A 23,697-nucleotide genomic window follows, 5' to 3' on the forward strand; every position below is an offset into this window, starting at 1 on the left:
CCCGCCTCAGGCCGCGTAGCGCAGCGGCAGCGCGCGCTGGCCGGGCTGGCGGTTCGGCGCCATGCCGAGCTTGGCGAGCGTTTCCTCGACCGAATTATATTGCACGCCGATCTTGTAGATTTCGCGCGCTTCCTTGCCGGTCGCGACCTCGCGGCCAAGCTCCTTGGCGATACGGACGATCTGCTCGACACCCTGGACCGACGTCATCTTGTTGCCATGCTGGTCGTAGAGCGTGTCCTCGATGCCGCAGCGGACATGCTGGCCGAGACACATCGCCATGACGTTGACCGGCAGCACATGGCGCATCAGCGATTCGAGCGTGACCGTCGACCCGTCGGGGGCGCGGCGGATGAACTCCATGAAATTATTCGGGTTCGGCCCGTCGAAGCCGCCGCCGATGCCGACCCAGGTGAGGTTGAGCGGCCCCTTGTACAGCCCGCGGCGCACGAGCCGTTCGACTGTTTCCATGTCGGGCATGCAGGTGAGCTGGAAATGCGGCTGGATGCCCGCCGCGGTCAGCCGGCGGAGATGCTCCTCGACCCACTGCGGCCCCGCGGGCACCACCATCTCGCGATAGGCCTGATACAATGCGGGATTGGCGAGCGAGGTCTGGCCATATTCCTCGTCGGTCATCAGATCCATGATGTTCATCTGGGTCGTGTTGACCGCGATCGTGACCTGATCGGGCGCGGGCTTGAGGTCGGCGAGCATATGACGGACCTCGTCCGACAGCCATTTCGCCTCGGCGCCTTCTTCCTCGCTTTCGGGGGCGAAGGAGATCGAGCCGCCGACCTGGATGATCATGTCGGGCACGCGCTCGCGCACCCCGGCGATCAGCTCGTTGAATTTCGACAGGCGCTTGCACCCCGATCCATCCTCTTCGCGGACGTGGAGGTGGAGCACGGTGGCGCCGGCGTTGTAGCAGTCGACCGCCTTCTGGATATGCTCTTCCATGGTGAGCGGAATATCCTCGGGGAAATCGTCGGGGTGCCATTCGGGGCCATAGGGGGCCACGGTGATGACCAGCTTGTCCTGCGTTTCGGGAAGCAGGCTGTCGTCGAGAAACTGCATATTCTCTCTCCTTGTCGATCGTTAAAAGGGGCGGTCGCCGACGATGCCCGCGCGCTCCATGCGGCGGATCGTGGGCGGGTAATCCATCACGGCATAATGCTGGGTCGAGCGGTTATCCCAGATCGCGACGCTGTTCGGACGCCAGCGCCAGCGCACCTGATATTCGGGGATCGCGGCGCGGCCGATCAGGAAGGCGAGGAGCTGGCTGGCCCCCGGCGCGTAATCCTGGCCGTAGCGGACATTCTCGGCGGTGTGGAAGTTGGTGAAATGCGTCGTGAAACCGTTGACGAACAGGATCTTCTCGCCGGTTTCGGGATGGGTGCGGACGACCGGATGCTCGGCATCGGGGAAGCGTGCCTTCAGCGCATGACGCTGCTCCTCGCTCATCCGCGCGCCGAAGCTCGCCTCGATCGAATGGCGCGCCTTCAAGGGCGCGATGATCGCCTTCACAGGGTCGGGCAGGTCGGCATAGGCCTTCGCCATATTCGCCCACATCGTGTCGCCGCCGACCGGCGGACAGGTCACGCAGCGTAGCACCGCGCCCAGCGGCGGTGCCTCTCGCCAGGTGGCGTCGCAATGCCAGCTATTCTCATAATAGTCGGGCGGCGACGTCTCGTCCTTGTAGATCCGGACCAGCCCCGGGTGATCGGGGTCGCTGCCGACCACCGGGTGATCCTCGAGCGCCCCGAAGCGGCTCGCGAAGGCGACATGATCGGCGCGCGCGATGTCCTGATCGCGCAGGAACAAGACCTTATGCTCGAGCAGCGCGGCGCGGATTTCGCCGAACAGATCATCGCTGCGCGCCGCTTCGGCGAGGTCGATGCCGCGGACTTCGGCACCGATATGGGTGGTGAGCTTTTCGATCTTCATCGCCTCTCTCCCTCAGAGCACGAAGATGGATGATCCTATCGTCTGGCCGGCTTCGAGTTCGCGATGCGCGGCGACACAGTCGTCGAGGGCGTAGCGCTGGCCGATCTCGACCTTGACGCGGCCTGCCGCCAGATGGCCGAACCACAGGTCCGACAATTCGGCGCGCTCGGCGGGATCGGCATAATAATCGGCGAAGCCGGGGCGGGTGAAATAGACCGAGCCCTGCATCAGAAGCTGGAAGGCGTCGACCGGCGGGAAGGGCCCCGACGCGGTGCCGCAGGCGACGAACACGCCGCGGCGCTTCAGCGATTTCAGCGACCCCACGAACGTGTCCTTGCCGACGCTGTCGAACACCGTCGTCACGCCTTCGCCGCCGGTCAATTCCTTGACCCGCGCCGCGACATCCTCGCGGCGGTAGAAGATGATTTCGTCGCAGCCGAGCGACAGCGCCTTTTCGGCCTTGGCTTCGTTCGACACGGTGCCGATGACGCGGAGCCCCATCAGCTTGGCGAGCTGGACCGCGAGCAGCCCGACCCCTCCGGCGGCGGCGTGGAGCAGGATCGTGTCGCCCGCCTTCATGCGCGGATTGGTCTTGGCGAGCCAATAGGTCGCCGACAGGCCGCGCATCGTCGATGCGGCGGCGTCCTCGAACGAAATCGAATCGGGCAGCTTGAACAGCGGCGCCGCGGGCATGACGCGCGCCTCGCTATAGGCGCCGAGCGGGCTGCCGTTATAGGCGACGCGGTCGCCCGGCGCGAAGCCGGTGACGCCGTCGCCGACCGCCTCGATCGTCCCGGCGCCCTCGACGCCGATCCCGGCGGGAAGCGGCGCGGGGTAATAGCCCGAGCGAAAATAGGTGTCGGCGAAGTTGCAGCCGACGGCGGCATGGCGGATGCGGACCTCGTCCGCACCGGGGTCGCCGACCGCGACATCCTCGACCCGCAGAACTTCGGGGCCACCAGTTTCATAAAAGCGAACGGCTTTTGCCATCTCATACTCTCCCGTTTCGTTGGGGGTAGAGCAGCGCTCCCTTGTACTTTTCACATTTCATGACATAATTTTGGCAATAGACGCCAATGGCGCGATCGAAGGAGAGAAGCGTGGCCGAACTCGTCCGCGTTGCGGCGCTGACCGGCTATTTCCCGGCGATGCGGGGGCTGGGGGCCGACCCGCGGCCCCTGCTCCGCGAATGCGGCCTGTCGCCCGAATTGTTCGCGAATCCCGAACAATTGATTTCGGCGCGCGCCACGATGCGCCTGTTGGAACGCAGCGCCGAAGCGACCGGGTGCGAGACGCTCGGCCTTCGCATGGCCGAGGAGCGGGCGCTCGCCAATCTCGGCGTCGCCAGCCTGTTGATCGCGCACCAGCCGACGCTTCGCCTCGCGCTTCAGGCGATCACCGAATTTCGCAACCAGATCAACTCGACCCTCGTCCTGCATGTCGAACCCTTCGGTGAGGAGGTCGTGCTGCGCGAAGATTTTGCGCTGAGCAGTCCGGAACCGCATCGGCAGTCCTCCGATCTCGCGCTGGGCGTTCTCGCGCGCCTCTGCGCGAGCGTGCTGGGCGATGGCTGGTCGCCGCTCTCGGTGTGCTTTTCGCGCGCCAGACCGCCGGTGCCCGAGATGCAGGTCTATCGACGGCTGTTCCATTGCACGGTCACCTTTGACTGCGAGTTCAACGGTCTCGTCGTTGCCGCGGCCGATCTCGACCGGCCGGCGGCGCGTGCCGATTCCGCGCTTGCCGGTCACGCGCGCGAATTGATCTCATCGGTGATGAACCCCGCGATGCGCACCGCCTCGCAAGAGGTCGAGCAGCTGATCATGCTCCTGCTGCCTTCGGGGCGCGCGACGATTCAATATTGCGCCGAATCGATGGGAACGACGGTGCGGACGCTGCAGCGGATGCTCGACGCCGACGGGACAAGCTTCAGCGACCTTCTCAACCGGGCGCGCATGCAGCTTTCGACGCAATATCTCGCCAATCCGCGCACGCGGATCACCGATGTCGCCGAAATGCTCGGCTACGGATCGATCGGCGCTTACACCCGTTGGCATGGCCAGATGTTCGGCGTGTCGCCGCGCCAATGGCGCATTTCGGCGGTCCAGAGGCAACCCACGCCGTCCGCGTTTTGAACGGACACGCCAGAACCGGAGAGGCGGCAACCGGCCCATTGTCGACAGAGCGACCCGATGGCTTGAAAAAATTTGCCGGCCTTCGCGATTTTATCGATCTGGGCCTCCCGTATCGGAGCTTCGCGTTCGGTTCGGCGCGCATCGGCCGGGCTATGAGCACGGCGATGGTCCCTAGCGGATAAGTCGGCCGATGATCGTGCGCAGCACGTCGGCGTCGAGCTTGCGCTGCGTCACCGCCGCATTCCATGCGAGCGACGACAGGATGATCAGCACTTCGTCGATGTCGAGTGGATGGTCCGTCTGGCGGGGAAGCGTATCCATCTTCTGCAGCGCGGCGCGGACGTGCGCCCGCCGTTCGCGCAGGCCGTTTTGCAGTCCCTCATAGACCTCGGGCTTGGCCTTATACTCGCCGATCAAAAAACCGATCGCGGGGGCGATGCGTGGATCGGAGTAGGATCGCTCGATCGATTGCGCGAACTCGAGCAGATATTCGACCGGGTCTTGCGAATGCGGCAAGGCGTGGAATTCGAACGCCTCGTTGATCGCCTCGGCCAGCGCTTCGGCGGGACTCGGATAGCGGCGATAGAAGGTCGCCCGGCTGATCCCCGCCCGCTCGCAAATCTCGTTGACCGTCACGCCCGAAAACCCGCGTTCGGACACGACGTCGAGCGTCTCCTTGAAAATCCGGCGATCGACGTCGGCCGAGCGCGGGCGTCCCATCTGCGGCTTGTCGGACGGCGTCGGATCTGCGGCAGAGGCTGTGGCGGAGCTTGGCATGCGGTCTTTTGGCGCAAGCGGGCTGGTAAGGGAAGGGTCAGTCGATGGCAGAATATATCTGCCGCTTGAGCCAGTCCTGGAAGCCATAAGCCGTCGCCGGCAACAACTGGGTCAGGAAGATCACCGTCAGGTCGCGCGCGGGATCGACCCACCAGACCGTCGTCGCCGCGCCGCTCCAAAAATAATCGCCATCGGCCGGAGCACCGGCGCGCTTTTCGTCGAGCGTCGTCGCGAGGCCGAACCCGAAGCCCATGCCATCGGGCAGCAGCCGCGGGTCGCCGATCAGTGCGATGTCCTTCAACTCGGTGCCGCCGGGCAATTGGTTCGATGCCATCGCCGCGACCGATGCGGGCATCAGAAGGCTGCCTCCGCGCAGGCGCAACATTTCCGCGAAGCGCGCATAATCATCCATGGTCGATACAAGGCCGCCGCCGCCCGATTCCATGCGCGGCGGCGCCAGAAACGGGCTGGACGCGGCATCGTCGACCAGATGCAGCGGATCGTCGGCGGTGGCGATATAGCAGGCGCCCAGCCGCGCCGCTTTTTCGGGCGGAACGAAGAACCCCGTGTCGGCCATGCCGAGCGGGGCAAAAATCTCCCGCTCGAGGACGTTGCCGAGCGGCGCGCCCGCCGCGACCTCGACGATGGCGCCGACGACATCGGTCGCGACCGAATACATCCACCGCGTTCCGGGTTGATAGCGCAGCGGCAATTGTCCCAGAGCATCGGCATAGGCGAGCAGGCCGTCTGCCGCCGCCGCGTCGGCTTGCGCATGGCGGAGCGCCACCGGATCCTCGACCTTCTGGCCGCCGATCAATGCGAGCCGCGTGCCATAGGTCAGGCCGGCGGTGTGGGTCAGAAGATGGCGCAGCGTGACGGGGGTCGTGACCGCGACGGTCTCCATGGTCTCGCCGGACCCCGCGACCCAGACGCGCTGGTCCCGCCATGCCGGGAGAAAGTCGGAAACGGGCTGATCGAGGGCGACGGCGCCGCGTTCGACCAGTTGCATCAGCGCGGCCGATACGACCGGCTTGGTCATCGAATAGATGCGAACGATCGCGTCTTCGGACCAGGGGCGCCCGCGCGCAACATCCATCTGGCCGAGCCGGGCGTCGAAAATGCTCTCGCCCTTGACGAGGACGCGCAAATGTCCGCCTGGGAAGCGCCCTGTCTCCAGAAATTCGGCCTCGACCGCGCGCGCGACCGAGGCCAGTTTGTCAGAGGAGGGAGAGGTCAAAACCCCGCCCGCAACGTCACGCCATAGGTGCGCGGCGCGCCGAGGAAGGCGTTGATGCTGCCTGACTGGAAGGGGGCGTCAAAGGCGTTCTGCATATAGAGTTTGTCGGTGAGGTTGTTCGCCCACAGTTCGACGCCCCAGCGCTTGTCCTCGTCGCCGATGCCGATGCGGGCGTTGATCACCGCATAGCTTTTCTGGAGCTTGAGCGGGTTCAGGTCGCTGCCGGCGTTATAGGAGGAGCTGTAACGCATATTGGCGTTCGAGCGCAGCACCAGCCCGCCGCCGAGCGGCAGTTCGTGCGTCGCCGACAGCGACGTCGACCAGAGCGGCGCGAGGTTGAGCCGTTCGCCGGGCAACCGCGCGGTCGACGGCGTCAGCGACAGCAGCGCGCGGTTCTGTTCCGAATAGCGCGTGTCGGCATAGGTCAGGCCGCCCTGCAGCGTGAAGCTGCGGCTCGGGCGCCACAAAATGTCGGCATCGATGCCCTTTGAGGTGACCTCGGGAACCGGGAAGACCGAGAAGAAAAAGCCGTTGAAGGCGTTGAGCTGATAGTCGGTGAAATCCTGATAGAAGGCCGCCGCATTGAGGAAGACCCGGCGGTCGGCGAGGGTCGATTTGAAGCCGAGCTCGAACGAATCGACGAACTCGCCCGGGAAGCGGGTGTCGAGGACGGGTTGGAGCGAATTGGCGTTCCCCGCCGCATAGGGAAAGGCGACGCGATCGAGGTTGAACCCGCCCGATTTATAGCCGCGCGAATAGCTCGCATAGGTCATGAGTTCGGGCGAGAAGCGATAGGCCAGCTTCGCGGTGCCGCTCAGCGCCTTTTCGGTTCGCTTCTGGCTGTTGGTCAGGCCGATGAAGTTCGAGTTGAAGAAGGGGTTGCACAGCGCGCCGATGATCGCGGCCGACCCGGTTGCCTGCCCGGCGTCGCACAAGGCGCCGCCGTCGGTCGCATCATAGTCCGCCACCGCCTTCTTGCGATCGATCGTGTAGCGCAGCCCCACCGTCAGCTCGAGCGCGTCGGTGATCTTGAGGCTGTTGTTGGTGAACAGCGCAAAGGTGTCGCCGGTCTGTTTATAGACGTCGCGCGAACCCGTTCCCGGCGCGGCAAGGTCGAGGATCGGCTTCAGGAACGCCGGGTTGGTGCCGCCCGAGAAGAGCAGGCTGAGGAAGGGCTGGAAGTCGCTGCCATAGAGCTGGGCAACGCGGCTATCGAGCAGTTCGTGCGCGTAAAAGGCGCCGACCGTATAATCGAGCCGCCCGGTGCTGCCGGTCGCGCGCAATTCCTGGCTGAACTGGCGGAAGCGATTCATCGTCCCGCCGTCGGCCTGGCGATAAAGGATATCGGCGCCGCTATAGTCCGAATCCGATCCCGTCACCCAGCGCCAGTCGCGCCAGGCGGTGATCGAGGTGAGAATGGTATCGCCGAGGTCATAATTCATCTCGAGGCTTAGCCCGCCGTCGCGGATCTTCTGCGTCGTGTCGCGGTTCGAAAAAGCGAGGCGGCGGTCGGGGTCGGCGGGCGAAAGGACGCCATTGCCGGCCCCCGCCAGCGCATTGACGATTCCCGTCGTCGGGCCGTTGACGAGTTGGACCCCGACGCAGCAATTTTCGTCGCGGCGGGTGATGTCGCCGATCAGCCGCGCGTCGAATCCGGCCTCGTTGGTGAAATAGAGCTGGCCGCGCAGCGACCAGAAACGGCGGTCGGCGTCATCGTCGCGGGTGCGCGGACCCTTGCCGGTGACGACGTCGTAAAAGCCGTCGCGCTTGCGGTGCACCGCGAACAGGCTCGCGGCGAGGCGATTGGCGACGATCGGGCCGCCGACCGATACCGAGCCACCGACCTCGCCATAATTGCCGACCGTCGCTTCGCCGCGCACATAGGGCGTGAAGCCGGGCTTGGCGGTGACGATGTTGATCACGCCGGCCGAGGTGTTCTTGCCGAAGAGCGTCCCCTGCGGCCCCTTGAGCACTTCGATCCGGTCGGTCTCGCCCAGATCGCCGAGCGCGACGCCGGTGCGCGGGCGATAGACGCCGTCGATCACGACGCCGACCGAGCTTTCTAGGCCGACATTGCCGCCCGCGGTGCCGACGCCGCGGATGAGCGCGGTCGACTGGGTCTCGTTCGCGGTCGAGACGACGGTGAGGCCGGGGGTGAGGACGGTCAGGTCCTTGATGTCGCGGATGCCGGCATCCTGCAGCAGCTGCGCATTGACGACGGTGACCACGATCGGCACGTCCTGAAGCGATTGTTCGCGCTTCTGCGCGGTGACGATGATTTCGTCGGCAAAATCATTGGCGGCGGTTGCTTGTGGCGCAGCCTCCTGCGCCAAAGCGATCCCGGGCAGCATCGAGCCGCCGAGCATCAAGCCAATCATCCGAATCATGCGACGCGCCATCATTGGGTCCTCTCCCTCATTTGTCGGCTTTTTGCGGCAAGGGGAAACTCGCCCCTTGACCGCTCCTGCCGATCCATGCCTATATACGATACAAGATGTACCGTAATGTCAAGGCGGTTTTGCAAGAGAGGTTCGACATGGCTTCAAATGGCGCGGCGCCACCGCAGGACAGAGGTTGTTCCGCCAACGGCGGGCGGACGCAGGGTGAGGATATCGTCCTCGAAACGATATTCGCGAATCATGTCGGTCCCCACCCAGTCGGGAAGAAAGGCCGCCTCGACATGATGGATCACGCGGCCAGCGTCGGCGTCGATCGTGTAACGGCCCGCATAACCGATATAGCCCGCCGCCGTGGCGGCCAGCAGGTTGGGCGCGACCTCGTCCAGCGCCGGGCGCGCGCTGTCGAGCGGGCTGCGGTGGCGCCGCATCAGATGCGCCGACATCCATCCGTCGGCGGTATAGGTGCCGAGGCCATAGGGTTCGCCGCCGAGCGGTTCGATGCATGTGCCGTCGGAAAGCCACGTGACATAATCGATCAGCTGCCAGCTCCCGACAAAATCTTCCTTCAACATACGATACTCCATGTTTCGTATATGCCTATCATGGGAGATCGATAGATGGCGAGTCCCTTTGATGCATGGCGGCTCGATGGCCGCACCGCGTTCGTCACCGGCGCTGGCGGCGCGATCGGCGAAGCAGTTGCGGTCGCCCTGGCCGATGCGGGCGCGCATGTGCACTGCGCCGATATTCGCGAGGAAGCCGCGCGCGCGGTGGCCGGGCGGGTCGGCGGCACCCCCGTGACGCTCGACGTGTCCGACGCGGTCACGGTTCGCGCGGCGATCGATGCTGCGGCGGCACCGGGTATGTTGCGGATCGTCTGCAATCTCGCGGGGATCGCCGGGCGCTCGCAGCACGTCGTCGATCTCGACGAAGACGCGTTTGACGCGATGTTCGCCGCGCATTTCGGCGGGGTCTTGAACGGCTGTCAGGCGGCGATTCCGCATCTGCGCAGCGCCGGGGGCGGGGTGATCATCAATATGAGCTCGGAGGCGATCGACATCGCACCGGCCACCATCGCGAGCTATGCCGTCGCCAAGGTTTCGATTTCGGCGCTGACCAAAATCCTCGCTGCCGAGGTTGCGGGCGACGCCATTCGCGTCAACGCCGTCGCGCCAAGCTTCATCCCCAGCGACCTCAGCCTGATACGCTATGCCGACGATCCCGAGGGTCGCGACCGTTATCTCGACTGGTGGCGCGCTAAGTCGCCGCTCGGCGGGCTCTGCTCGGTCGAGGATGTCGCGGCACAGATCCTCTATCTGGTGAGCGATGCCGCGGGCTATGTCACCGGCCAGACGCTGCGCACCAATGGCGGGATTTCGATGCCATGGTGAGCCATCCTGCCGCGACCGCCGTGCCCCCAACCTGCGAAACCGGAATGTCCATGATCGACCGTCTCTCTCTTGCCGGCCGCCGCGCCATCGTCACCGGCGCCGGTGCGGGCATCGGCCGCGCCACCGCCACGCTCTTCGCCGCAGCGGGCGCGCACGTCCTGTGCGTCGACCGCGATCCCGATGCGGCGGCCGAAGCGGCGGCGGCGATTGGCGGTGCCGCCGCCGTCCTCGACGTCTCCGACCGCATCGCGGTCAAGCAGCTGCTCGGAGATTTCGCGGCCGATGGCGTCGATATCCTCGCCAACATCGCCGGGGTCGCCAGCTCGGGCGAGCGCATCGAAACGATGGATCGCGCCGCGTTCGACCGCATCTTCGCGGTCAATTTCAAGGGCACGCTCCATTGCATCCAGGCGGTGCTGCCCGCGATGATCGCGGCGCGGCGCGGCGCGATCGTCAACATGGTCTCATCGGCGATCGATCTCGCGATCCCGACGAACGCCAGCTATTCGATTTCGAAAGCCGCTGTCGCGATGCTGACCAAGGTGCTGGCCAATGAGGTCGGCCCCGACGGCATCCGCGTCAATGCGGTTGCGCCGGGGTTCGTGCCGACCGCCTTGTCGATGGAGGCGGCGGGGGCGGGCGCCGCCGACCGCGCCGCCTATCTCGACCGCTGGAGCAAGAGCGCGCCGCTCGGGCGCGTCGGTTCGCCCGAAGATATCGCCCAGCAATGCCTCTACCTCGCCTCCGACGCCGCGCGCTTTGTCACCGGCCAGGTTCTGCGCGCCAATGGCGGCACGACCATGCCCTGGTGACGCCCATCTTCCGGCCAGTTGACGCCCGGATGTATATACGATACACTATGTATCATAAATAGGAGAGGACATATGCGCATCGGATGTATCGGCGGCCGCGCCTGGCTTGTGACGGCCGAAGGGCAGGGTGTCGACATAGCGGCCGCCTCGGGCGGCAAGTTTCCGGTCGACCCCCAGGCGCTGTACGAAGCGTGGGACGAAGTGCGCGCATGGGCGCGGGGCGTGCCGGCTGACAGCTACGCTCCGGTCGATCCCGCCACGCTCCAGCTTCCGGTCCCGCGGCCGCGCCAGGTTTTCGCGATCGGCGCCAATTACCGTGCGCATGCCGCCGAAGCCGGGGTCGAACCGCCCGAGCAGCCCGTCATCTTCACCAAATTCCCGAGCTGCCTGACCGGCCCGAACGATCCCGTCGCGATCCGCCATGATCGCGTCGACTGGGAGGTCGAACTGGTCGTTGTGATGGGGCGCGAAGCGCGCAATGTTCGCGCCGCCGATGGCTGGGACCATGTCGCCGGGCTGGCGACGGGGCAGGATATTTCCGAACGCGCGATCCAGCGCCTCGGCCCGATGCCGCAATTTTCGATGGCGAAGTCGCTGCCGGGTTTTGGCCCCGTCGGCCCGCTGGTGGTAACCCCCGACGAATTCGCCAACCCCGACGATCTCGCGCTTGGTTGTGCGGTCAACGGCGTCACGATGCAGGCTTCGCGGACCAGCGACTTCATCTTCCCGGTCGGCGAACTGATCGAATATATCTCGCGCCTGATGCCCATGTACCCGGGCGACCTGATCTTCACCGGCACTCCCGAAGGTGTCGGCGCGACGCGCAAGCCACCGATCTTCCTGAAGCCCGGCGATGTTCTGACCAGCTGGGTCGAGGGCATCGGCACGCTCACCAACCCCATCACCGAGGAACCAAGCCGATGAAGGTCGCCCGCATCTCCCCCGACCGCACGATCGAAGTCGCGCAGATTGCTGAGCCGATCACGGCGCCGAACACGGTCAAGGTCCGGGTCGAGCGCTGCGGCATCTGCGGCACCGATCTGGTCGCCCGCACCAGTCCCAACCCGCGCTGGGCGGTGGGCAGCGTGCTGGGCCATGAAATCGTTGGCACCGTAGCAGAGGTGGGCGAGGGGGTAGCCGGCTGGGCGGCCGGCGACCGCGTCGCGCTCTATCATGGCAGCCCGTGCGGGCAGTGCGAGATGTGCTTGAGCGGGCGCGACTATCTGTGTCTCGACCATCTCGATTCGGCGCTCGGCCACGGCGTTGCGCAGGGCGGCTATGCCGAACATATCGTCGTCAGCCCCGCGCTGCTCCACCGCATCCCCGATGGCTTGAGCTTCGACCAGGCGGGGATCACCGAACCGCTCGCCATCGCCTTTCACGGCGTCAACAAATCGAGCGCGAAGCCCGGCGACGCGGTGTGCATATTGGGGGCGGGGCCGATCGGCGCGATGACCGCGGCGGCGCTCAAGGCGCGCGATATCACCGACGTCGTGTTCGTCGACCCCAACCCCGCCCGGCGCGCGCTGATGGAAAAATCGAGCTATCGCGCGGTCGATCTTGCGGCGGTGCAGCGGGACGGTGTCGAGGCGCTCGGGGCGCGGCGCCCGACCGCGATCTTCGAATGCACCGGCCATGTCGATGCGGCGGGGCTGGCGGTCGAGCTCATCGCGTACAACGGTCGGATCGTGCTGCAGGGGGTACCCAAGGCGGCGGTCCTGCTCTCGCAATATTCGGTGGTGCAAAAGGAAGTCGAGATTGTCGGCTCGGCAAGCTGTACGCAGGCGGAAATGGAGGAGGCGATGGGCCATCTCGCCGCCGGGCGCGTGCGCGCCGAGGACATCGTCACCGCCGTCGTGCCGCTCGAGCGGGCGGACGCGATGTTCGATGCGTTGCTCGACCCCGCCGGCGATCAGCTGAAGGTGCTGATCGCGCCGAACATGCCCGCGAACTGAGGAGAAGGCGGATGGGTATTGCCGAACTCGGCCACACCGGCCTCCACGTCGAGGATCTCGACGTGATGCGCGATTTTTATGCCCGCGTGCTTGGATTGACGGTGACCGACGAGGCGCCCGAACTCGGCGCGAGCTTCCTGTCGTCGCGCCCCGATGTCGAGCATCACGAGATCGTCCTCGCCAAGGGGCGCACCGCGCCGCGCGATGTGAAGCTGATCAACCAGATTTCGTGGCGCGTCGACGACCTGCCGTCGCTGCAATCGCTCTATCGTGCGATCCTGGACTATGGATCGCCGATCCGCATGGTGATCACCCATGGCAATGCGATCGGCGTCTATTTCTCCGACCCCGAAGGCAATCCGAACGAAATCTACTGGCAGACCGGCATCGATGTGCCGCAGCCCTTCGGCAAGCCGATCGATCTCAGCCTGACCCCCGAGGAGGTCGTCGCCGAGAATGAGCGACTGATCGCCGCGGGCGGCCCGACGCATTAGGCGGGATAATGGCCGCCGTCGCCTCGATCGGAACCGCCGCCGTGCCTGCGGGAAAATTGCCCGCCTCGGCGCGCGCCTGGGCGCTCTATGAGGGTGTGCGCACGCCCTATGTGCTGCTGATCAAGGTCTATATCTTCATCCCCTATCTCGCGACGATACTCGTCGGCGATCCGGTGCGCGGGCAGAGTCTCGTCGCCAAACTGGGGATGAGCTATGGATTGCTGGCGGCGCTGACCGCGCCGTTGCTCGGCGTCGCGATGGATCGCATCGGCCCTCGCAAACCCCTGCTCGCGACGCTGACCGCCGTACTGGTCGCCTGCTGTGCCAGTCTTTGGTGGGCGACCCCCGATGGCCTTGGCCTCGCCGCCACCTGTGCGATCATATTCGTTGCCGGTCTGATGTTCGCTTATACCGAAGTGCTCCACAACTCGCTGCTGCCTTTTGCCGCCCCGTCGGCGCAGACGTCGGTGACCTCGGGGACGGGGCTTGCGCTGGGCAGCGCGATTTCGGTGCTGCTCCTCATCTTCATCCTGTGGGGTTTCGCTCTGCCTGCCAAGATGGCGGCGTCGTGGCTGCCCGCGGCGCCCTTGTTCGGCCTGTCCGCCGCGGCGCATGAACCCGAACGGATCGTCGGGCCGATCGTCGCGCTGATTTTCGCCTGCGGGGCGTTGCCGCTCTTCATCATCGGGCGCGACGCGCCGCGCGGCATCGGCGGCGGCATCGGCGACAGCTTTCGCCAGCTCAAGGCGACGATCAGGACGCTGCCTTCCAATCGCCCGATGGGGATATTCCTGCTGTCGCGCATGACCTACACCGACGGGCTGACCGCGATCCTCCTCTACACCGGCATCTACGCCGCCGGGGTCATGGGATGGGGGCCGCTCGAACTCACGGCTTTGGCCATTATCGTCAGCTGCTTCCTCGCCATCGGCGGCCTTGTGGGCGCGCGCCTCGATCGTGCCTTCGGCCCGCGCCGTGCGATCCAGATCGAGCTGGCGATCGTCATTGTCGGACAGGTCCTGCTGATCGGCCTCGCCCCCGACCGCTTTCTCTATGCCCCCTTTGTCGCGGCGCCGCTTTGGGACGGCCCGATGTTCACCACATTGCCCGAGATGGCGTTTGTTGCGATCGCCTGCTTCAACGCGATCGGCACCTGCGGTTGCTATGCGTCGAGCCGCTCGATGCTGACCTCGCTCGCCACCCCCGCGACCGTCGGAAGCTGGTTCGGTCTTTACGCGCTCTCGGGCACGGTGACGATATGGCTCGGGTCCGCGCTGGTGGGCGCGGTCACCGCGATCTGGTCCAGTCAGCAAGCGGGCTTTGCGGCGTTGGTGGCGCTCTTGATCGCGGGGTGCCTTGGTATGGCGTTCGTGAATGACCCCGCTCGGCGGTAGGGTTGCACCGTGAGATTTGTGCGCAGCCATTGCCCACGCCGGGGTAGCCCCAATGCGTGCTCCGTCCAAGGGTTATTCGGCGCCTTGCTCGGTGAGCAATATCGTGCAGGTCCGGCGGAACCACCTGTCGAGCGCCGCCTGATCGGGTTCCGCTCCCCGTTCGGCGCCGGCCGCCGTCCCGTTCGCGGCGACCTTGGCGTTCCACGCCGAGCCGGCCGCAAGCGACTGAATCGCAAGAAACAGATCCTCGACCTTTTGTTCCGCTATCCCCTGATCGAGCATCAATTTCTCGGCAAAGGCGAAAACGCGTGCGCCGAAGGTGCGCGGCTGGAGTTCGAGAATGAACGAAATCGCGTTGGGGTGTTGCAGCAATGTCCTGTGATACGCCGCCGCCGCGTCGATCACCCAAGCCTGCCAATCGAGACCGGCGGTGATTTTAGGCGAGCGGATGTCGGCGACAATATGCTGCGCGACCGCGAGTTCGACCTCGCCCTTGCTCTTGAAATAATTGTAGATCGACCCTTGGGAATCGAGGTTGAGCTCGCGCGCGAGCCTGCGCATGTTCAGCGCCTGCGGGCCGTCGGCGTCGACGATCTTCAAGGCGGCGACGACGATCGATTCGCGGTCGGCGCGCGCCACCGAGGGGCGGCCGCGCTTCGACGCGGCGGCCCCTTCATTCTCGCCTGATCCCCGTAAATCTGTCACCGCCGATGCCCTATAGAGCGGCTGTGCGGAAGTCCATCCAGTGGCCGTGCGGCGTCCACCCCATGTGAAAGGGGATTTCGACCGTGGCGATCGGACCGCTGGCGACATCGGAGGTGTCGAAGAACAGATATTGCCCAAAGCCCTCGCAATAATGCGACAGTGGCACGATCAGCCAGCCATCGCCCTCGGCCGCATCGACCGAGCGCGGCACAAAGGTCGGTTCGAGGATTTCGACCGGCAGGCCAAATTCGAACTTGTACGAACTTTCCTGATCGGCGACGACGTCGCGGACGACGAGGCGGTTCATCCGCATCCCGCCCTTGGCGCGGCGTTCGCCCGCGACCAGATAGGCCCAGCGATAGCCCTTGCCGTAAAAGCGTTCGTCGACCTTGGGCAGTTCACACGGCCGGTCGTCGAGCCGTTCGCTCGTCACGCTGCCCTTCTCGAGGTCGATCGTCCAGCGCCCCAGCGTGCTCATGCCCAGCTCCCAGAAGCTCTTGAAGGCATCGCCGGGCTTGAACTGATCCTCGAAATGGAAGGGCGCGCGGTCGAAGATCGGCGCGTCGAGGATCAGCTTGCCGTCGCGTTCGTTGGCCGACATCGTGTGGAGGACATATTGCGTCTCCATATCGGCCTTGATCCAGCGGATCGTGCCGCGGGCCACGTCGCCGCGCGGTATCAGCGCGAGGATGATCGGAAGCTCGGGCTTCCATCCGAAAACCCCGAGTCCCTGCGCGACGCGATCGAAGCTGGCGATATAGGGCTGAAAGGGCACGACGACATAGCTCGGGGTCAGCCAGATGTCGTGCGCCACCGTATTATAGGGCGCATCGTCGAGATCGCGGGTGATGACGCTGCCGTCGGGGTTGACGACGTGAAGCGTCACGAAAGGCGAGCGGTCGCGATAGGTCCATCCATAGACCTGGCCCGTGTCGTGATCCCATTTGGGGTGCGCGGTGAACGAGCTGTCGTCGGCATGGACCTTTTCGGCCATGCCCGCCGAGAGCTGACGCGACCAGGGAACGATGCCCCTGGTCTCGAGCGTGAGCGGATCGAGCGCGATCGGCGGGCAGCCCTGCTCGCCCACCGCGATAATGTCGCGCCCGAAGGGAAAGGCGTTGATATTGTTGGTGCCCGACGGAATCGATTTCGTGATCTCGTCCTTGATCACCGGTGCGAAGCCGCCGCTCCAGTTGCGCCAATCGCCAAAGTCGCCGTCTTCCCAGCAGAACAGCGCACGGCCATGCGCCTCCTCGGCGGCATATTTTTGGGTCCGGATCCAGCGATTGGCGAAGCGGGCACTGCCATTTTCGATGATCAGCGCCTGGATCATCCCGTCCATCGAGGTGACGCCCGAGGCGCCCTGAATCGATCGGCGGCGCATCGAAGGGCCACAGCGATAAAAGCCGCCGGCGATCGCCTTGGGGATCTCTCCCTGAGTCACGATGCAGTCGGGCACGTCGGCCTCGAAGCGCATGGGCGAAAAAACTCCGACGCGCCTGCGTGCAAGCTGGTCAACCATATGGCCTCTCCTTTAATTGAACATCGTTCTTTTTTCATATTGCATCGAGCGAGTCAATGAACTAAGTTCAATTTATCGAACCAGAGAGTCGGGCGAGGATAGATGACGCTAGAGTATCGACAAACGGGATGCCTGATCGGGCTGCTGGACGAGCGGGTCCGGCGGCTGCCCGATGCGAATTTCGTGACCTTCGCCGATACGGCCCTGTCCGCTGCCGCGCTGCAGGATCGGGTCCGGCGCGTGGCGGCCGGTCTCGCCGATCGGCAAATCGGTCGCGGCGACATCGTCGCCATTCTCGCGGCCTATCGTCTGCCCGTCCTCGATCATGTCTTTGCGCTGTCGTCGCTGGGCGCGATCTGCGCGCCGCTGAATGTTCATTTGCGCGGCGAGGCGCTGGCGCATCAGCTGATCGATTCGAATGCGCGGGCTGTAGTCGTCGATGCGGCGACCGCGCAGGTTGTCGAGCCGCTGATGGCCGACCTGCCCGGGGTCGAACTCCTCATTCTCGTCGAGGGCGACGCGCCCGCTTCCGCGCACCCCGAGAAATGGTGCCGCCATGAGGATATGCTCGCGGCGCCGGAGGGGAGGGGGCCGGTCGAACTCGACTGGAACGATCCGGCGGCGATCCTCTACACCTCGGGGACGACGGGGGCGCCGAAGGGCTGCCTCATCAATCATCACGCGCTGCATCGCGGCGGCGCGATCATCGTCGAACCGCTGGGGCTTTCGCGCGACGACATCTATCTCACCGTCGCGCCGCTCTATCACGCCGCCGCCTTCATGACATTGGTATCGACGCTGGTCGCCGATGCCGCGCTCGTTGTCGAAGCGGGGTTCAGCGCCAGCGGCTTCATGCGCCGCGCCGCCGAAACGGCCGCGACGCTGTCGCTTGGCGTCGGGTTTTTGGGCATGGCGCTGCTCGGCCAGCCCGCGGGCGCGCACGACCGGTCCCATAATCTTCGCCTCTGCGCTTTCGCCCCGCTCGCACCCGAAGTCCAACAGGCCTTCGAGGACCGTTTCGGCGCCCAGTGCCTCGGCGAGATGTACGGACAGACCGAATGCGCGGCGGTGGCGATGAGCAGCGTCGTCGGCGCGCGCAAACGCGACACCCACGGCCGCGTCCTGCCCGATATGGAGGTTCGGGCGATGAGCGAGACGGGCGAATTTCTGCCCGCCGGCGAACTCGGCGAACTTGTCGTACGGGCGCTGGCGCCGGGGGTCTTCTTCTCCGGCTATTGGAAGCAGAGCGCGGCGAGCGCCGCCAAGATACGCGACGGGTGGCTACGCACCGGCGACCTTGGCAAGGTCGATCGCGACGGCTTCCTGACCTTTTTCGACCGCAAGGCCGACTTCATGCGCCGCCGCGGCGAAAATGTGTCGGCGTTTCAGGTCGAGCGCGCGCTGTTGCAGTATGAGGCGATCAGCGAGGCGGCCGTCTTCGGCGTCCATGTGGCGGGCGAAGTCGACGACATGATCCATGCGGTGGTGGTTGCGGCGGGGGCGCTGGATCCCGCCGACCTGCATCGCCACCTCGCGGCGGTCCTGCCCTATTTCGCCGTCCCGCGGTTCATCGAAAGCGCCGACGCGCTGCCGCGCAACGCCAGTGGCCGGGTCATGAAGCATCTTCTCAAGACCCGCGAGACGAAGGGGCCTGTCGTCGATTTCGAGGCGCTGGGTCTCCTGCGCAAAGCGCGGCGGTCGACAGGCTGATCGCGCACCGACGATCTTCAGAAAATCAAACATCAGATGAGGGAGTGGAAATGACCAAGATTATTGGAACGCTGCGGCATGCCCGGACCGGAACCCGCCGCTGGACCGCCATGGGGGCATCGGCAGCCTGTCTCGCCGCCGCGCTGATCGCTCTGCCGGCACAGGCGCAGTCCGATACCGACGCCGCCGCCGAAGACGCCAGCGACAATGACATCATCGTCACCGCGACCAAGCGCGGCGATGGCGAGCGGCTCCAGGATGTGCCGATCGCGATCACCGCTTTCGCCAAGGCCGAACTCGACCGTTCGGAGTTTCGCGGGCTGGAAAGCATCGGCAATGTCGCGCCGAATGTGCAGCTCAATCCGATCGGCACGGTGAAGGGCACTGCCAATTTCACCATTCGCGGGCTGGGCACCAACAGCTCGATCCCGTCGCTCGATCCCACCGTCGGCGTGTTTGTCGACGGGGTCTATCTGGGCACATCGGCAGGGGTATTGCTCGACGGGTTCGATATCGAGGCGATCGAGCTGCTCCGCGGCCCGCAGGGCATCTTGTTCGGCAAGAATGTCACCGGCGGCGCCGTCGTCATCCGCACGACGACGCCCGGCAAGGATACCATCGTCGATGTCCGGGCGGGCATCGAAACGGGGCCGAACTACACGGCCTCGGCAGTCGTGTCGGGTCCGGTCGTGACCGACCTTTTGTCGATCAAGGCGGCGGGCTATTTCAACAAGGACGAAGGCTGGTTCGAAAACGAGGCCGACGGAAATAATTATGGCGGCAGCCGGACCGCGATCGGGCGTCTGGCCTTCGCGCTGACGCCGTCGCCGACTTTTTCGCTCGTCGGCCGCTTCGAGATCGGCGACATCGACGCCAAGGACGAAACGCCGTCGCAGAACCGCGCGATCTACGATCCCGACAGCTTCGATGTCGCCGGAAGCCGCATCGGCGGCGCCGACATCCGCTACAAAAATGCCACGTTCGAAGCCAATCTCGACGTCGGTTTCGGTGACGGACGGATCACCAATATCTTTGGCTGGCGCAAGCTCGACACCGCATTCGGTCTGGATGTCGACTCGCTGCCGGGCCGGTTTTTCGAACAATATCAGATCATCGACCAGAAACAGTTCAGCAACGAGCTGCGCTACGCCGGGACATTCGGCGACCTGTCGCTTCTGACCGGCGCTTACTGGTTCGAGCAGACGGTCGAGTATTTCGAGCAGCGCAAGTTCGGCAATGGCGCCGCGATCACCTCGACGACCGCCGGCGGCGGCACGCTCGACAGCACGACCTATGGCCTGTTCGGCAGCCTCGACTGGAAGGTCACGCCCGAAATCACGCTGAGCGCCGGTGCGCGCTATACCCGCGACGAGAAGAGCGCGATCGTCGCCGCGATCCGGCCGGGCGGGTGCGATTTCGACGCGCGCACCTGCACCTATGAATTTTCGGGCCAGGATGCGGTCAACGGACTTACGCCCAAATTCGGCATCGCCTGGCAACCCGACCGCGACACGCTGGTCTATGCCAATGTCAGCCGCGGCCTCCGCGGCGGCGGCTTCAATATTCGCAGCGCCGCGGTCAACGTGCTGCCCGGCCCGTTCGACGACGAAAAGGTCTTGTCCTACGAACTCGGGACGAAGCTCGACCTCGCCGATCGTCGCTTGCGGTTGAACCTCGTTCTCTTCCGCACCGAGGTGAAGAAGATGCAGCGCGAGGTGAACACCGTCTCCCCGACGTCGGTCATCGTGCAGGTCATCGAGAACACCGCCGATGCGACGATCCAGGGTGTCGAGGCCGAAGCGGTGCTGCAGGCCGCCGAAGGGCTGACGATCAGCGGCAATGTCGGGATTACCAGCGGCGAATATCAGAAGATCTTCGCCGACATTAACCGCGACGGGGCCATCAATTCGGCCGATCTCAATCTGAAGATTCCGCGTCTCGTACCGCTGACGCTCGGCACGACGGTCGATTATCGCCGCGATACGCGCTTCGGGTCGATGGGGGTGCGCGCCAGCTATAACTACCGCGACGCAAGCTGGTTCAGCGACGCCAATGTCCCGGGCACCAAGCTTCAGGCCGCCAACATGATCGATGCCTCGCTGACATTCGACATCGAGCGGCTGAACCTCTCGGCGGCGCTTTATGCCAAGAACCTGCTCAACGAAGTCACCGAAGGCAGCATCACCGCGCTGCCCGCGGCGTTCGGCGGTCCGGGGGCGACCTATGCGCCGCTCAACAAGGGGCGCGTCTTCGGCGTCTCGCTGCGTTTCAACCTGAAATAAGGACTGGGCTCTCCCCATGAATGATCCAAACTCGCTGATCAAAGTCACGACAATCGGCCATGTCGCCGTGGTGACGATCGATCGCCCCGACAAACGCAACGCCCTTGTCCCCGAAATGATGGTGAAGCTGGCTGCAACCTGGGACCAGCTGGCGACCAACCGAACGGTGCGCTGCGTCGTCCTTACCGGCGCCGGTGACCAGGCATTTTGCGCGGGCGGCGATCTCGACCGGCTGATTCCGCTCTATACCGGCGAACGCGAAGTCGAGGACGAGTGGGATCAGGCGCTCAAGGATGATCCGTCGATCTGGGATCGTGCGATGCTGCGCGGGGTCGGATTCCTCAAACCGGTGATCGTCGCGATCAATGGTCCGGCCTTTGCCGGGGGTGCGGAACTCGTCCTCGCTTCCGATATTCGCATCATGTCGGACCGGGCGAGCCTCGCTTTTACCGAAGTGCGACGCGGCATGATCGCGGGCGGCGGCGCGCTGTCGCGGCTGCACCGGCAGATCGGCTGGGCCAATGCGATGGAATTGATGCTCGTCGCCGAACCGTGCGACGCGCGGCGTGCGCGAGAGCTTGGCATCGTGAACGAAGTGGCGGCGCCCGCCGATCTCATGCGGGTTGCGCTCGAAATGGCAGAGCGTGTCGCCCTCGGTGCACCGGTCGCGCTCGAGAAAGCCAAGGAGGCCATGTTGCTGACAACGGGACTCCCGCTGCTGGAGGCGTTCGAAATCGAAACCAGGCTTACGGCAGTTGTTTCGGCGACCCAGGATGCACGCGAGGGGCCGCGCGCCTTCATGCAGAAACGGCGACCCGAATTTCAGGGCTGCTAAGCCGCTCGCGGCGCGGGGACATCACAGCCGGATTTGGCGAGGGGGGCATGCAATCTGCTGTGGCTCGGATGCGCTTGCTCGATCGTACCCGCGAGCCTGGGACGGCATTCCCGTGCCGGAGTCCATCCGGGCTGGCGGCGCCCCGTCGAGCGCCGCGCCCGCGTCGTGCCGCGATGCGGCGATGACCATCACCCCTTCGCGCAGCCTGGCGACCAATATGTCGGCGCGCGCCGCGTCGAGTTCGGCGACAAGCGCGACATGGAGGGTGTCGTCGGCGCGCCTGACGGTCATCGTCTCGGGGATCAGCGATCGCTGTGCGAACAGCCCGACAACGCGCAGGAGGGCTTGCGGGTCGTCCTGCACCCATATCTCGAATCGCTGGCTCAAGCCGCGATCCGGTCGACGCCGCTGATCAATCGTTCGGCCAGACGGTCGGCGACCAGCGCGGGCGACAGGCGGTCGCGCGCCGCCGCCTCGAGCAGCGCCGCCACCCGCGGGCCGATCTGTGCGACGCGGGCGACGACATGGGCGCGATTTTCGCCCAGATATTCGGCCGACACGCTGATGATGCCGCCGGCATTGGCGACATAGTCGGGGACATAGGCGATGCCGCGCGCCAGCATCAGGTCGGCGACCTCGGGCGACGCCAGCTGGTTGTTGGCGCCGCCGCAGACGAGCTTCGCCTTCATCGCTGCGACGCTTTCGGGCGTCAGTGCGCCGCCGAGCGCGCAGGGGGCGAAGATATCGGCCTCGACCCGATGAATGTCGGCGACATCGACGACGCGCGCGCCGAGGATCTTTTCCAGCCGGTCGCGCCGCTCGGGACTGACGTCGGCGATCACCAGGTCTGCGCCGGCATCGGCGAGACGGCGGCACAGTTCGCCGCCGACATTGCCGGTGCCCTGCACCGCGACGGTCAGCCCGCGCAGGCTCGATCCAAAGGCGTGCGCCGCGCCCGCTTCCATCGCGTCGAACACCCCCTGCGCGGTCCATGGCGAGGGATCGCCGCCGGCGCGCCCGCCTTCGGCGGCCAGTCCCGCGACGTGGCGCGTCTCCGCGGCGATGCTGTGCATGTCGGCGACGCTCGTGCCGACATCCTCGGCGGTGACGTAAGACCCGCCGAGACCGGCGACGGCGCGGCCAAAGGCGCGGAACAGTGCCTCGCGGTCGAAATCGCCCGCGGGGCGGCGCAGCACCGCCTTGGCACCGCCAAAGGGCAGGCCGGCCATCGCGTTCTTGTAACTCATCCCCTCGGCAAGGCGGAAGGCGTCGGCACTCGCGGCGGCAAGGTCGGGATAAGACCAGAACCGGCAGCCGCCCGCGCCGGGACCGCGCACGGTCGAATGGATGACGATGACCCCGTCGAGCCCCGATGCGGGGTCCTCGAGCCGGACGACCTCGGCGGCGGGTGTCATGCGGGAAACCTGTACGACCATGGGATGCCCTCCTTGCGCGCCGCTTATCGCGCGGCTGACGGGGAGAAACTTGCCTCAATATCGCCCGAATGCCGCTATTGCGGGATGGATTATCTCGAAATCTGCGATATGTGAGGGAATATGACCGACCTTGACCCCTTCGAGAAGAAAATCCTCCGCGAATTGCAGCAGGACGCCAGCCTCACCACCGCCGAACTCGCCGAGCGCGTCGGACTGTCGGCGACCCCCTGCTGGCGGCGGATCAACCGGCTCGAGCAGGACGGGTATATCCGCGCCCGCGTCGCGCTGGTCGACCGGCGCAAGGTCGGGCTCAACGCGCATATCTTCGCGCAGGTGAAGCTCAACGCGCACGGCCGCGCCAATCTCGACGAATTTAGCGCCGCGATTCGCGATTTCCCCGAGGTCCTAGACTGTTTTGTGCTGATGGGCAGCACCGACTTCATGCTGCGCATCGTCGCGAAGGACATCGACGCTTACGAGAAATTCTTCTTCGACCGGCTGAGCAAGCTGCCGGGGGTGCAGGAAATCAATTCGACGGTGGCCCTGTCGGAGATCAAGTCGACCAGCGCGCTTCCGATCGCCTGATTTCTGCCGTTCGGGCGGCTAGGTAATATCCTCCCTGTCGCGCAGCGATGGGGAGGTGGCAGCGGCGAAGCCGCTGACGGAGGGGCCGAC

The 23,697-nt window shown here is 65.4% G+C and carries 22 protein-coding genes; 11 read left to right on the forward strand and 11 right to left on the reverse strand.

All coding sequences use genetic code 11. The annotated features are described in order from the left end of the window. Window positions 1–6 precede the first annotated feature (6 nt). Genes ASD67_RS02530 through ASD67_RS02540 form a run of 3 tightly spaced genes read right to left on the reverse strand, consistent with a single transcriptional unit; the run spans window position 7 to window position 2,931 of the window. The gene (locus ASD67_RS02530) at window positions 7–1,071 is read right to left on the reverse strand and encodes a 3-keto-5-aminohexanoate cleavage protein (RefSeq protein ID WP_056342734.1); all 1,065 of its coding nucleotides are present in this window, start codon (window positions 1,069–1,071) and stop codon (window positions 7–9) included. Between the two features lie 21 nt (window positions 1,072–1,092). Beyond that, window positions 1,093–1,941 carry a TauD/TfdA dioxygenase family protein gene (locus ASD67_RS02535; RefSeq protein WP_056342736.1) on the reverse strand — a complete coding sequence of 283 codons (849 nt, stop codon included), beginning with the start codon at window positions 1,939–1,941 and terminating at the stop codon, window positions 1,093–1,095. A gap of 12 nt (window positions 1,942–1,953) precedes the next feature. Next, the gene (locus ASD67_RS02540) at window positions 1,954–2,931 is read right to left on the reverse strand and encodes a quinone oxidoreductase family protein (protein ID WP_056342739.1); all 978 of its coding nucleotides are present in this window, start codon (window positions 2,929–2,931) and stop codon (window positions 1,954–1,956) included. Between the two features lie 110 nt (window positions 2,932–3,041). Here ASD67_RS02540 and ASD67_RS02545 point away from each other — a divergent pair, with 110 nt between their 5' ends. After that, window positions 3,042–4,073, forward strand: coding sequence for an AraC family transcriptional regulator (locus tag ASD67_RS02545; RefSeq protein ID WP_056342742.1), 1,032 nt, complete (start codon window positions 3,042–3,044; stop codon window positions 4,071–4,073). A gap of 171 nt (window positions 4,074–4,244) precedes the next feature. On the opposite strand, the gene ASD67_RS02550 is transcribed toward ASD67_RS02545, so the two are convergent. From ASD67_RS02550 to ASD67_RS02565, 4 genes are all read right to left on the reverse strand, one after another. After that, complete coding sequence (locus tag ASD67_RS02550) at window positions 4,245–4,850, reverse strand: TetR/AcrR family transcriptional regulator (RefSeq protein WP_162248529.1); 606 nt, start codon at window positions 4,848–4,850, stop codon at window positions 4,245–4,247. A gap of 37 nt (window positions 4,851–4,887) precedes the next feature. Further along, window positions 4,888–6,087, reverse strand: a complete 1,200-nt coding sequence (locus ASD67_RS02555) for a serine hydrolase domain-containing protein (RefSeq protein ID WP_082544785.1) — start codon at window positions 6,085–6,087, stop codon at window positions 4,888–4,890. Then, window positions 6,084–8,474 (reverse strand): TonB-dependent receptor, encoded by a 2,391-nt coding sequence (locus ASD67_RS02560; RefSeq protein WP_162248530.1) that lies wholly within the window; start codon window positions 8,472–8,474, stop codon window positions 6,084–6,086. The genes ASD67_RS02555 and ASD67_RS02560 overlap by 4 nt, the downstream gene beginning before the upstream one ends. Window positions 8,475–8,629: 155 nt before the next feature. After that, window positions 8,630–9,058, reverse strand: coding sequence for a lipocalin-like domain-containing protein (locus ASD67_RS02565; RefSeq protein ID WP_056342752.1), 429 nt, complete (start codon window positions 9,056–9,058; stop codon window positions 8,630–8,632). Window positions 9,059–9,103: 45 nt separating this feature from the next. On the opposite strand from ASD67_RS02565, the gene ASD67_RS02570 reads away from it, so the two are divergent. From ASD67_RS02570 to ASD67_RS02595, 6 genes are all read left to right on the forward strand, one after another. Continuing rightward, complete coding sequence (locus tag ASD67_RS02570; protein WP_056342754.1) at window positions 9,104–9,877, forward strand: SDR family NAD(P)-dependent oxidoreductase; 774 nt, start codon at window positions 9,104–9,106, stop codon at window positions 9,875–9,877. A 50-nt stretch (window positions 9,878–9,927) separates the two neighbouring features. Further along, window positions 9,928–10,689 carry an SDR family NAD(P)-dependent oxidoreductase gene (locus ASD67_RS02575; protein WP_056342957.1) on the forward strand — a complete coding sequence of 254 codons (762 nt, stop codon included), beginning with the start codon at window positions 9,928–9,930 and terminating at the stop codon, window positions 10,687–10,689. Between the two features lie 72 nt (window positions 10,690–10,761). Then, window positions 10,762–11,613, forward strand: coding sequence for a fumarylacetoacetate hydrolase family protein (locus ASD67_RS02580; RefSeq protein ID WP_056342757.1), 852 nt, complete (start codon window positions 10,762–10,764; stop codon window positions 11,611–11,613). Continuing rightward, the gene (locus ASD67_RS02585) at window positions 11,610–12,644 is read left to right on the forward strand and encodes a zinc-dependent alcohol dehydrogenase (protein WP_056342759.1); all 1,035 of its coding nucleotides are present in this window, start codon (window positions 11,610–11,612) and stop codon (window positions 12,642–12,644) included. Before ASD67_RS02580 ends, ASD67_RS02585 begins: the two co-directional genes overlap by 4 nt. An 11-nt stretch (window positions 12,645–12,655) precedes the next feature. Then, window positions 12,656–13,138 carry a VOC family protein gene (locus ASD67_RS02590; RefSeq protein ID WP_056342763.1) on the forward strand — a complete coding sequence of 161 codons (483 nt, stop codon included), beginning with the start codon at window positions 12,656–12,658 and terminating at the stop codon, window positions 13,136–13,138. A gap of 8 nt (window positions 13,139–13,146) precedes the next feature. After that, a complete protein-coding gene (locus ASD67_RS02595) occupies window positions 13,147–14,532 on the forward strand; it encodes an MFS transporter (RefSeq protein WP_056342769.1) in 1,386 nt (461 codons plus the stop codon). A gap of 72 nt (window positions 14,533–14,604) precedes the next feature. Here the strand turns inward: ASD67_RS02595 and ASD67_RS02600 are convergent, their stop codons facing one another. Both ASD67_RS02600 and ASD67_RS02605 read right to left on the reverse strand, forming a co-directional pair. After that, window positions 14,605–15,237: a TetR/AcrR family transcriptional regulator gene (locus tag ASD67_RS02600; protein ID WP_162248531.1), complete on the reverse strand. Its 633-nt coding sequence runs from the start codon at window positions 15,235–15,237 to the stop codon at window positions 14,605–14,607. 10 nt (window positions 15,238–15,247) lie between these two features. Continuing rightward, window positions 15,248–16,714, reverse strand: a complete 1,467-nt coding sequence (locus ASD67_RS02605) for a carotenoid oxygenase family protein (protein WP_056342960.1) — start codon at window positions 16,712–16,714, stop codon at window positions 15,248–15,250. Window positions 16,715–16,861: 147 nt separating this feature from the next. Here ASD67_RS02605 and ASD67_RS02610 point away from each other — a divergent pair, with 147 nt between their 5' ends. Genes ASD67_RS02610 through ASD67_RS02620 form a run of 3 tightly spaced genes read left to right on the forward strand, consistent with a single transcriptional unit; the run spans window position 16,862 to window position 21,586 of the window. Beyond that, window positions 16,862–18,469 carry an AMP-binding protein gene (locus tag ASD67_RS02610; protein ID WP_056342775.1) on the forward strand — a complete coding sequence of 536 codons (1,608 nt, stop codon included), beginning with the start codon at window positions 16,862–16,864 and terminating at the stop codon, window positions 18,467–18,469. Window positions 18,470–18,519: 50 nt separating this feature from the next. Then, window positions 18,520–20,751 (forward strand): TonB-dependent receptor, encoded by a 2,232-nt coding sequence (locus ASD67_RS02615; RefSeq protein WP_056342776.1) that lies wholly within the window; start codon window positions 18,520–18,522, stop codon window positions 20,749–20,751. A gap of 16 nt (window positions 20,752–20,767) precedes the next feature. Continuing rightward, window positions 20,768–21,586: an enoyl-CoA hydratase/isomerase family protein gene (locus ASD67_RS02620; protein ID WP_056342779.1), complete on the forward strand. Its 819-nt coding sequence runs from the start codon at window positions 20,768–20,770 to the stop codon at window positions 21,584–21,586. A gap of 21 nt (window positions 21,587–21,607) precedes the next feature. On the opposite strand, the gene ASD67_RS02625 is transcribed toward ASD67_RS02620, so the two are convergent. Together ASD67_RS02625 and ASD67_RS02630 are read right to left on the reverse strand one after the other, a co-directional pair. Next, window positions 21,608–21,973, reverse strand: a complete 366-nt coding sequence (locus tag ASD67_RS02625; RefSeq protein WP_056342781.1) for a hypothetical protein — start codon at window positions 21,971–21,973, stop codon at window positions 21,608–21,610. After that, complete coding sequence (locus ASD67_RS02630) at window positions 21,970–23,022, reverse strand: Leu/Phe/Val dehydrogenase (protein ID WP_056342784.1); 1,053 nt, start codon at window positions 23,020–23,022, stop codon at window positions 21,970–21,972. The genes ASD67_RS02625 and ASD67_RS02630 overlap by 4 nt, the downstream gene beginning before the upstream one ends. 120 nt (window positions 23,023–23,142) lie before the next feature. Between ASD67_RS02630 and ASD67_RS02635 the strand changes: the two genes are divergently transcribed. Continuing rightward, window positions 23,143–23,607, forward strand: coding sequence for an Lrp/AsnC family transcriptional regulator (locus tag ASD67_RS02635; RefSeq protein ID WP_056342787.1), 465 nt, complete (start codon window positions 23,143–23,145; stop codon window positions 23,605–23,607). The last annotated feature ends 90 nt before the right edge of the window (window positions 23,608–23,697 follow it).

The organism is Sphingopyxis sp. Root1497 (assembly GCF_001427085.1).
Taxonomy (GTDB): Bacteria; Pseudomonadota; Alphaproteobacteria; order Sphingomonadales; family Sphingomonadaceae; genus Sphingopyxis.

What these genes read in the sequence shown, in the direction of transcription:
- ASD67_RS02595 (WP_056342769.1), top strand. Translation starts at nt 13,147, where the DNA reads ATGGCCGCCGTCGCCTCGATCGGAACCGCCGCCGTGCCTGCGGGAAAA.
- ASD67_RS02615 (WP_056342776.1), top strand. Translation starts at nt 18,520, where the DNA reads ATGACCAAGATTATTGGAACGCTGCGGCATGCCCGGACCGGAACCCGC.
- ASD67_RS02565 (WP_056342752.1), bottom strand. Translation starts at nt 9,058, where the DNA reads ATGTTGAAGGAAGATTTTGTCGGGAGCTGGCAGCTGATCGATTATGTC.
- ASD67_RS02590 (WP_056342763.1), top strand. Translation starts at nt 12,656, where the DNA reads ATGGGTATTGCCGAACTCGGCCACACCGGCCTCCACGTCGAGGATCTC.
- ASD67_RS02535 (WP_056342736.1), bottom strand. Translation starts at nt 1,941, where the DNA reads ATGAAGATCGAAAAGCTCACCACCCATATCGGTGCCGAAGTCCGCGGC.
- ASD67_RS02635 (WP_056342787.1), top strand. Translation starts at nt 23,143, where the DNA reads ATGACCGACCTTGACCCCTTCGAGAAGAAAATCCTCCGCGAATTGCAG.
- ASD67_RS02630 (WP_056342784.1), bottom strand. Translation starts at nt 23,022, where the DNA reads ATGGTCGTACAGGTTTCCCGCATGACACCCGCCGCCGAGGTCGTCCGG.
- ASD67_RS02575 (WP_056342957.1), top strand. Translation starts at nt 9,928, where the DNA reads ATGATCGACCGTCTCTCTCTTGCCGGCCGCCGCGCCATCGTCACCGGC.
- ASD67_RS02585 (WP_056342759.1), top strand. Translation starts at nt 11,610, where the DNA reads ATGAAGGTCGCCCGCATCTCCCCCGACCGCACGATCGAAGTCGCGCAG.
- ASD67_RS02570 (WP_056342754.1), top strand. Translation starts at nt 9,104, where the DNA reads ATGGCGAGTCCCTTTGATGCATGGCGGCTCGATGGCCGCACCGCGTTC.
- ASD67_RS02610 (WP_056342775.1), top strand. Translation starts at nt 16,862, where the DNA reads ATGACGCTAGAGTATCGACAAACGGGATGCCTGATCGGGCTGCTGGAC.
- ASD67_RS02530 (WP_056342734.1), bottom strand. Translation starts at nt 1,071, where the DNA reads ATGCAGTTTCTCGACGACAGCCTGCTTCCCGAAACGCAGGACAAGCTG.
- ASD67_RS02580 (WP_056342757.1), top strand. Translation starts at nt 10,762, where the DNA reads ATGCGCATCGGATGTATCGGCGGCCGCGCCTGGCTTGTGACGGCCGAA.
- ASD67_RS02540 (WP_056342739.1), bottom strand. Translation starts at nt 2,931, where the DNA reads ATGGCAAAAGCCGTTCGCTTTTATGAAACTGGTGGCCCCGAAGTTCTG.
- ASD67_RS02620 (WP_056342779.1), top strand. Translation starts at nt 20,768, where the DNA reads ATGAATGATCCAAACTCGCTGATCAAAGTCACGACAATCGGCCATGTC.
- ASD67_RS02550 (WP_162248529.1), bottom strand. Translation starts at nt 4,850, where the DNA reads ATGCCAAGCTCCGCCACAGCCTCTGCCGCAGATCCGACGCCGTCCGAC.
- ASD67_RS02560 (WP_162248530.1), bottom strand. Translation starts at nt 8,474, where the DNA reads ATGATTCGGATGATTGGCTTGATGCTCGGCGGCTCGATGCTGCCCGGG.
- ASD67_RS02605 (WP_056342960.1), bottom strand. Translation starts at nt 16,714, where the DNA reads ATGCGCTTCGAGGCCGACGTGCCCGACTGCATCGTGACTCAGGGAGAG.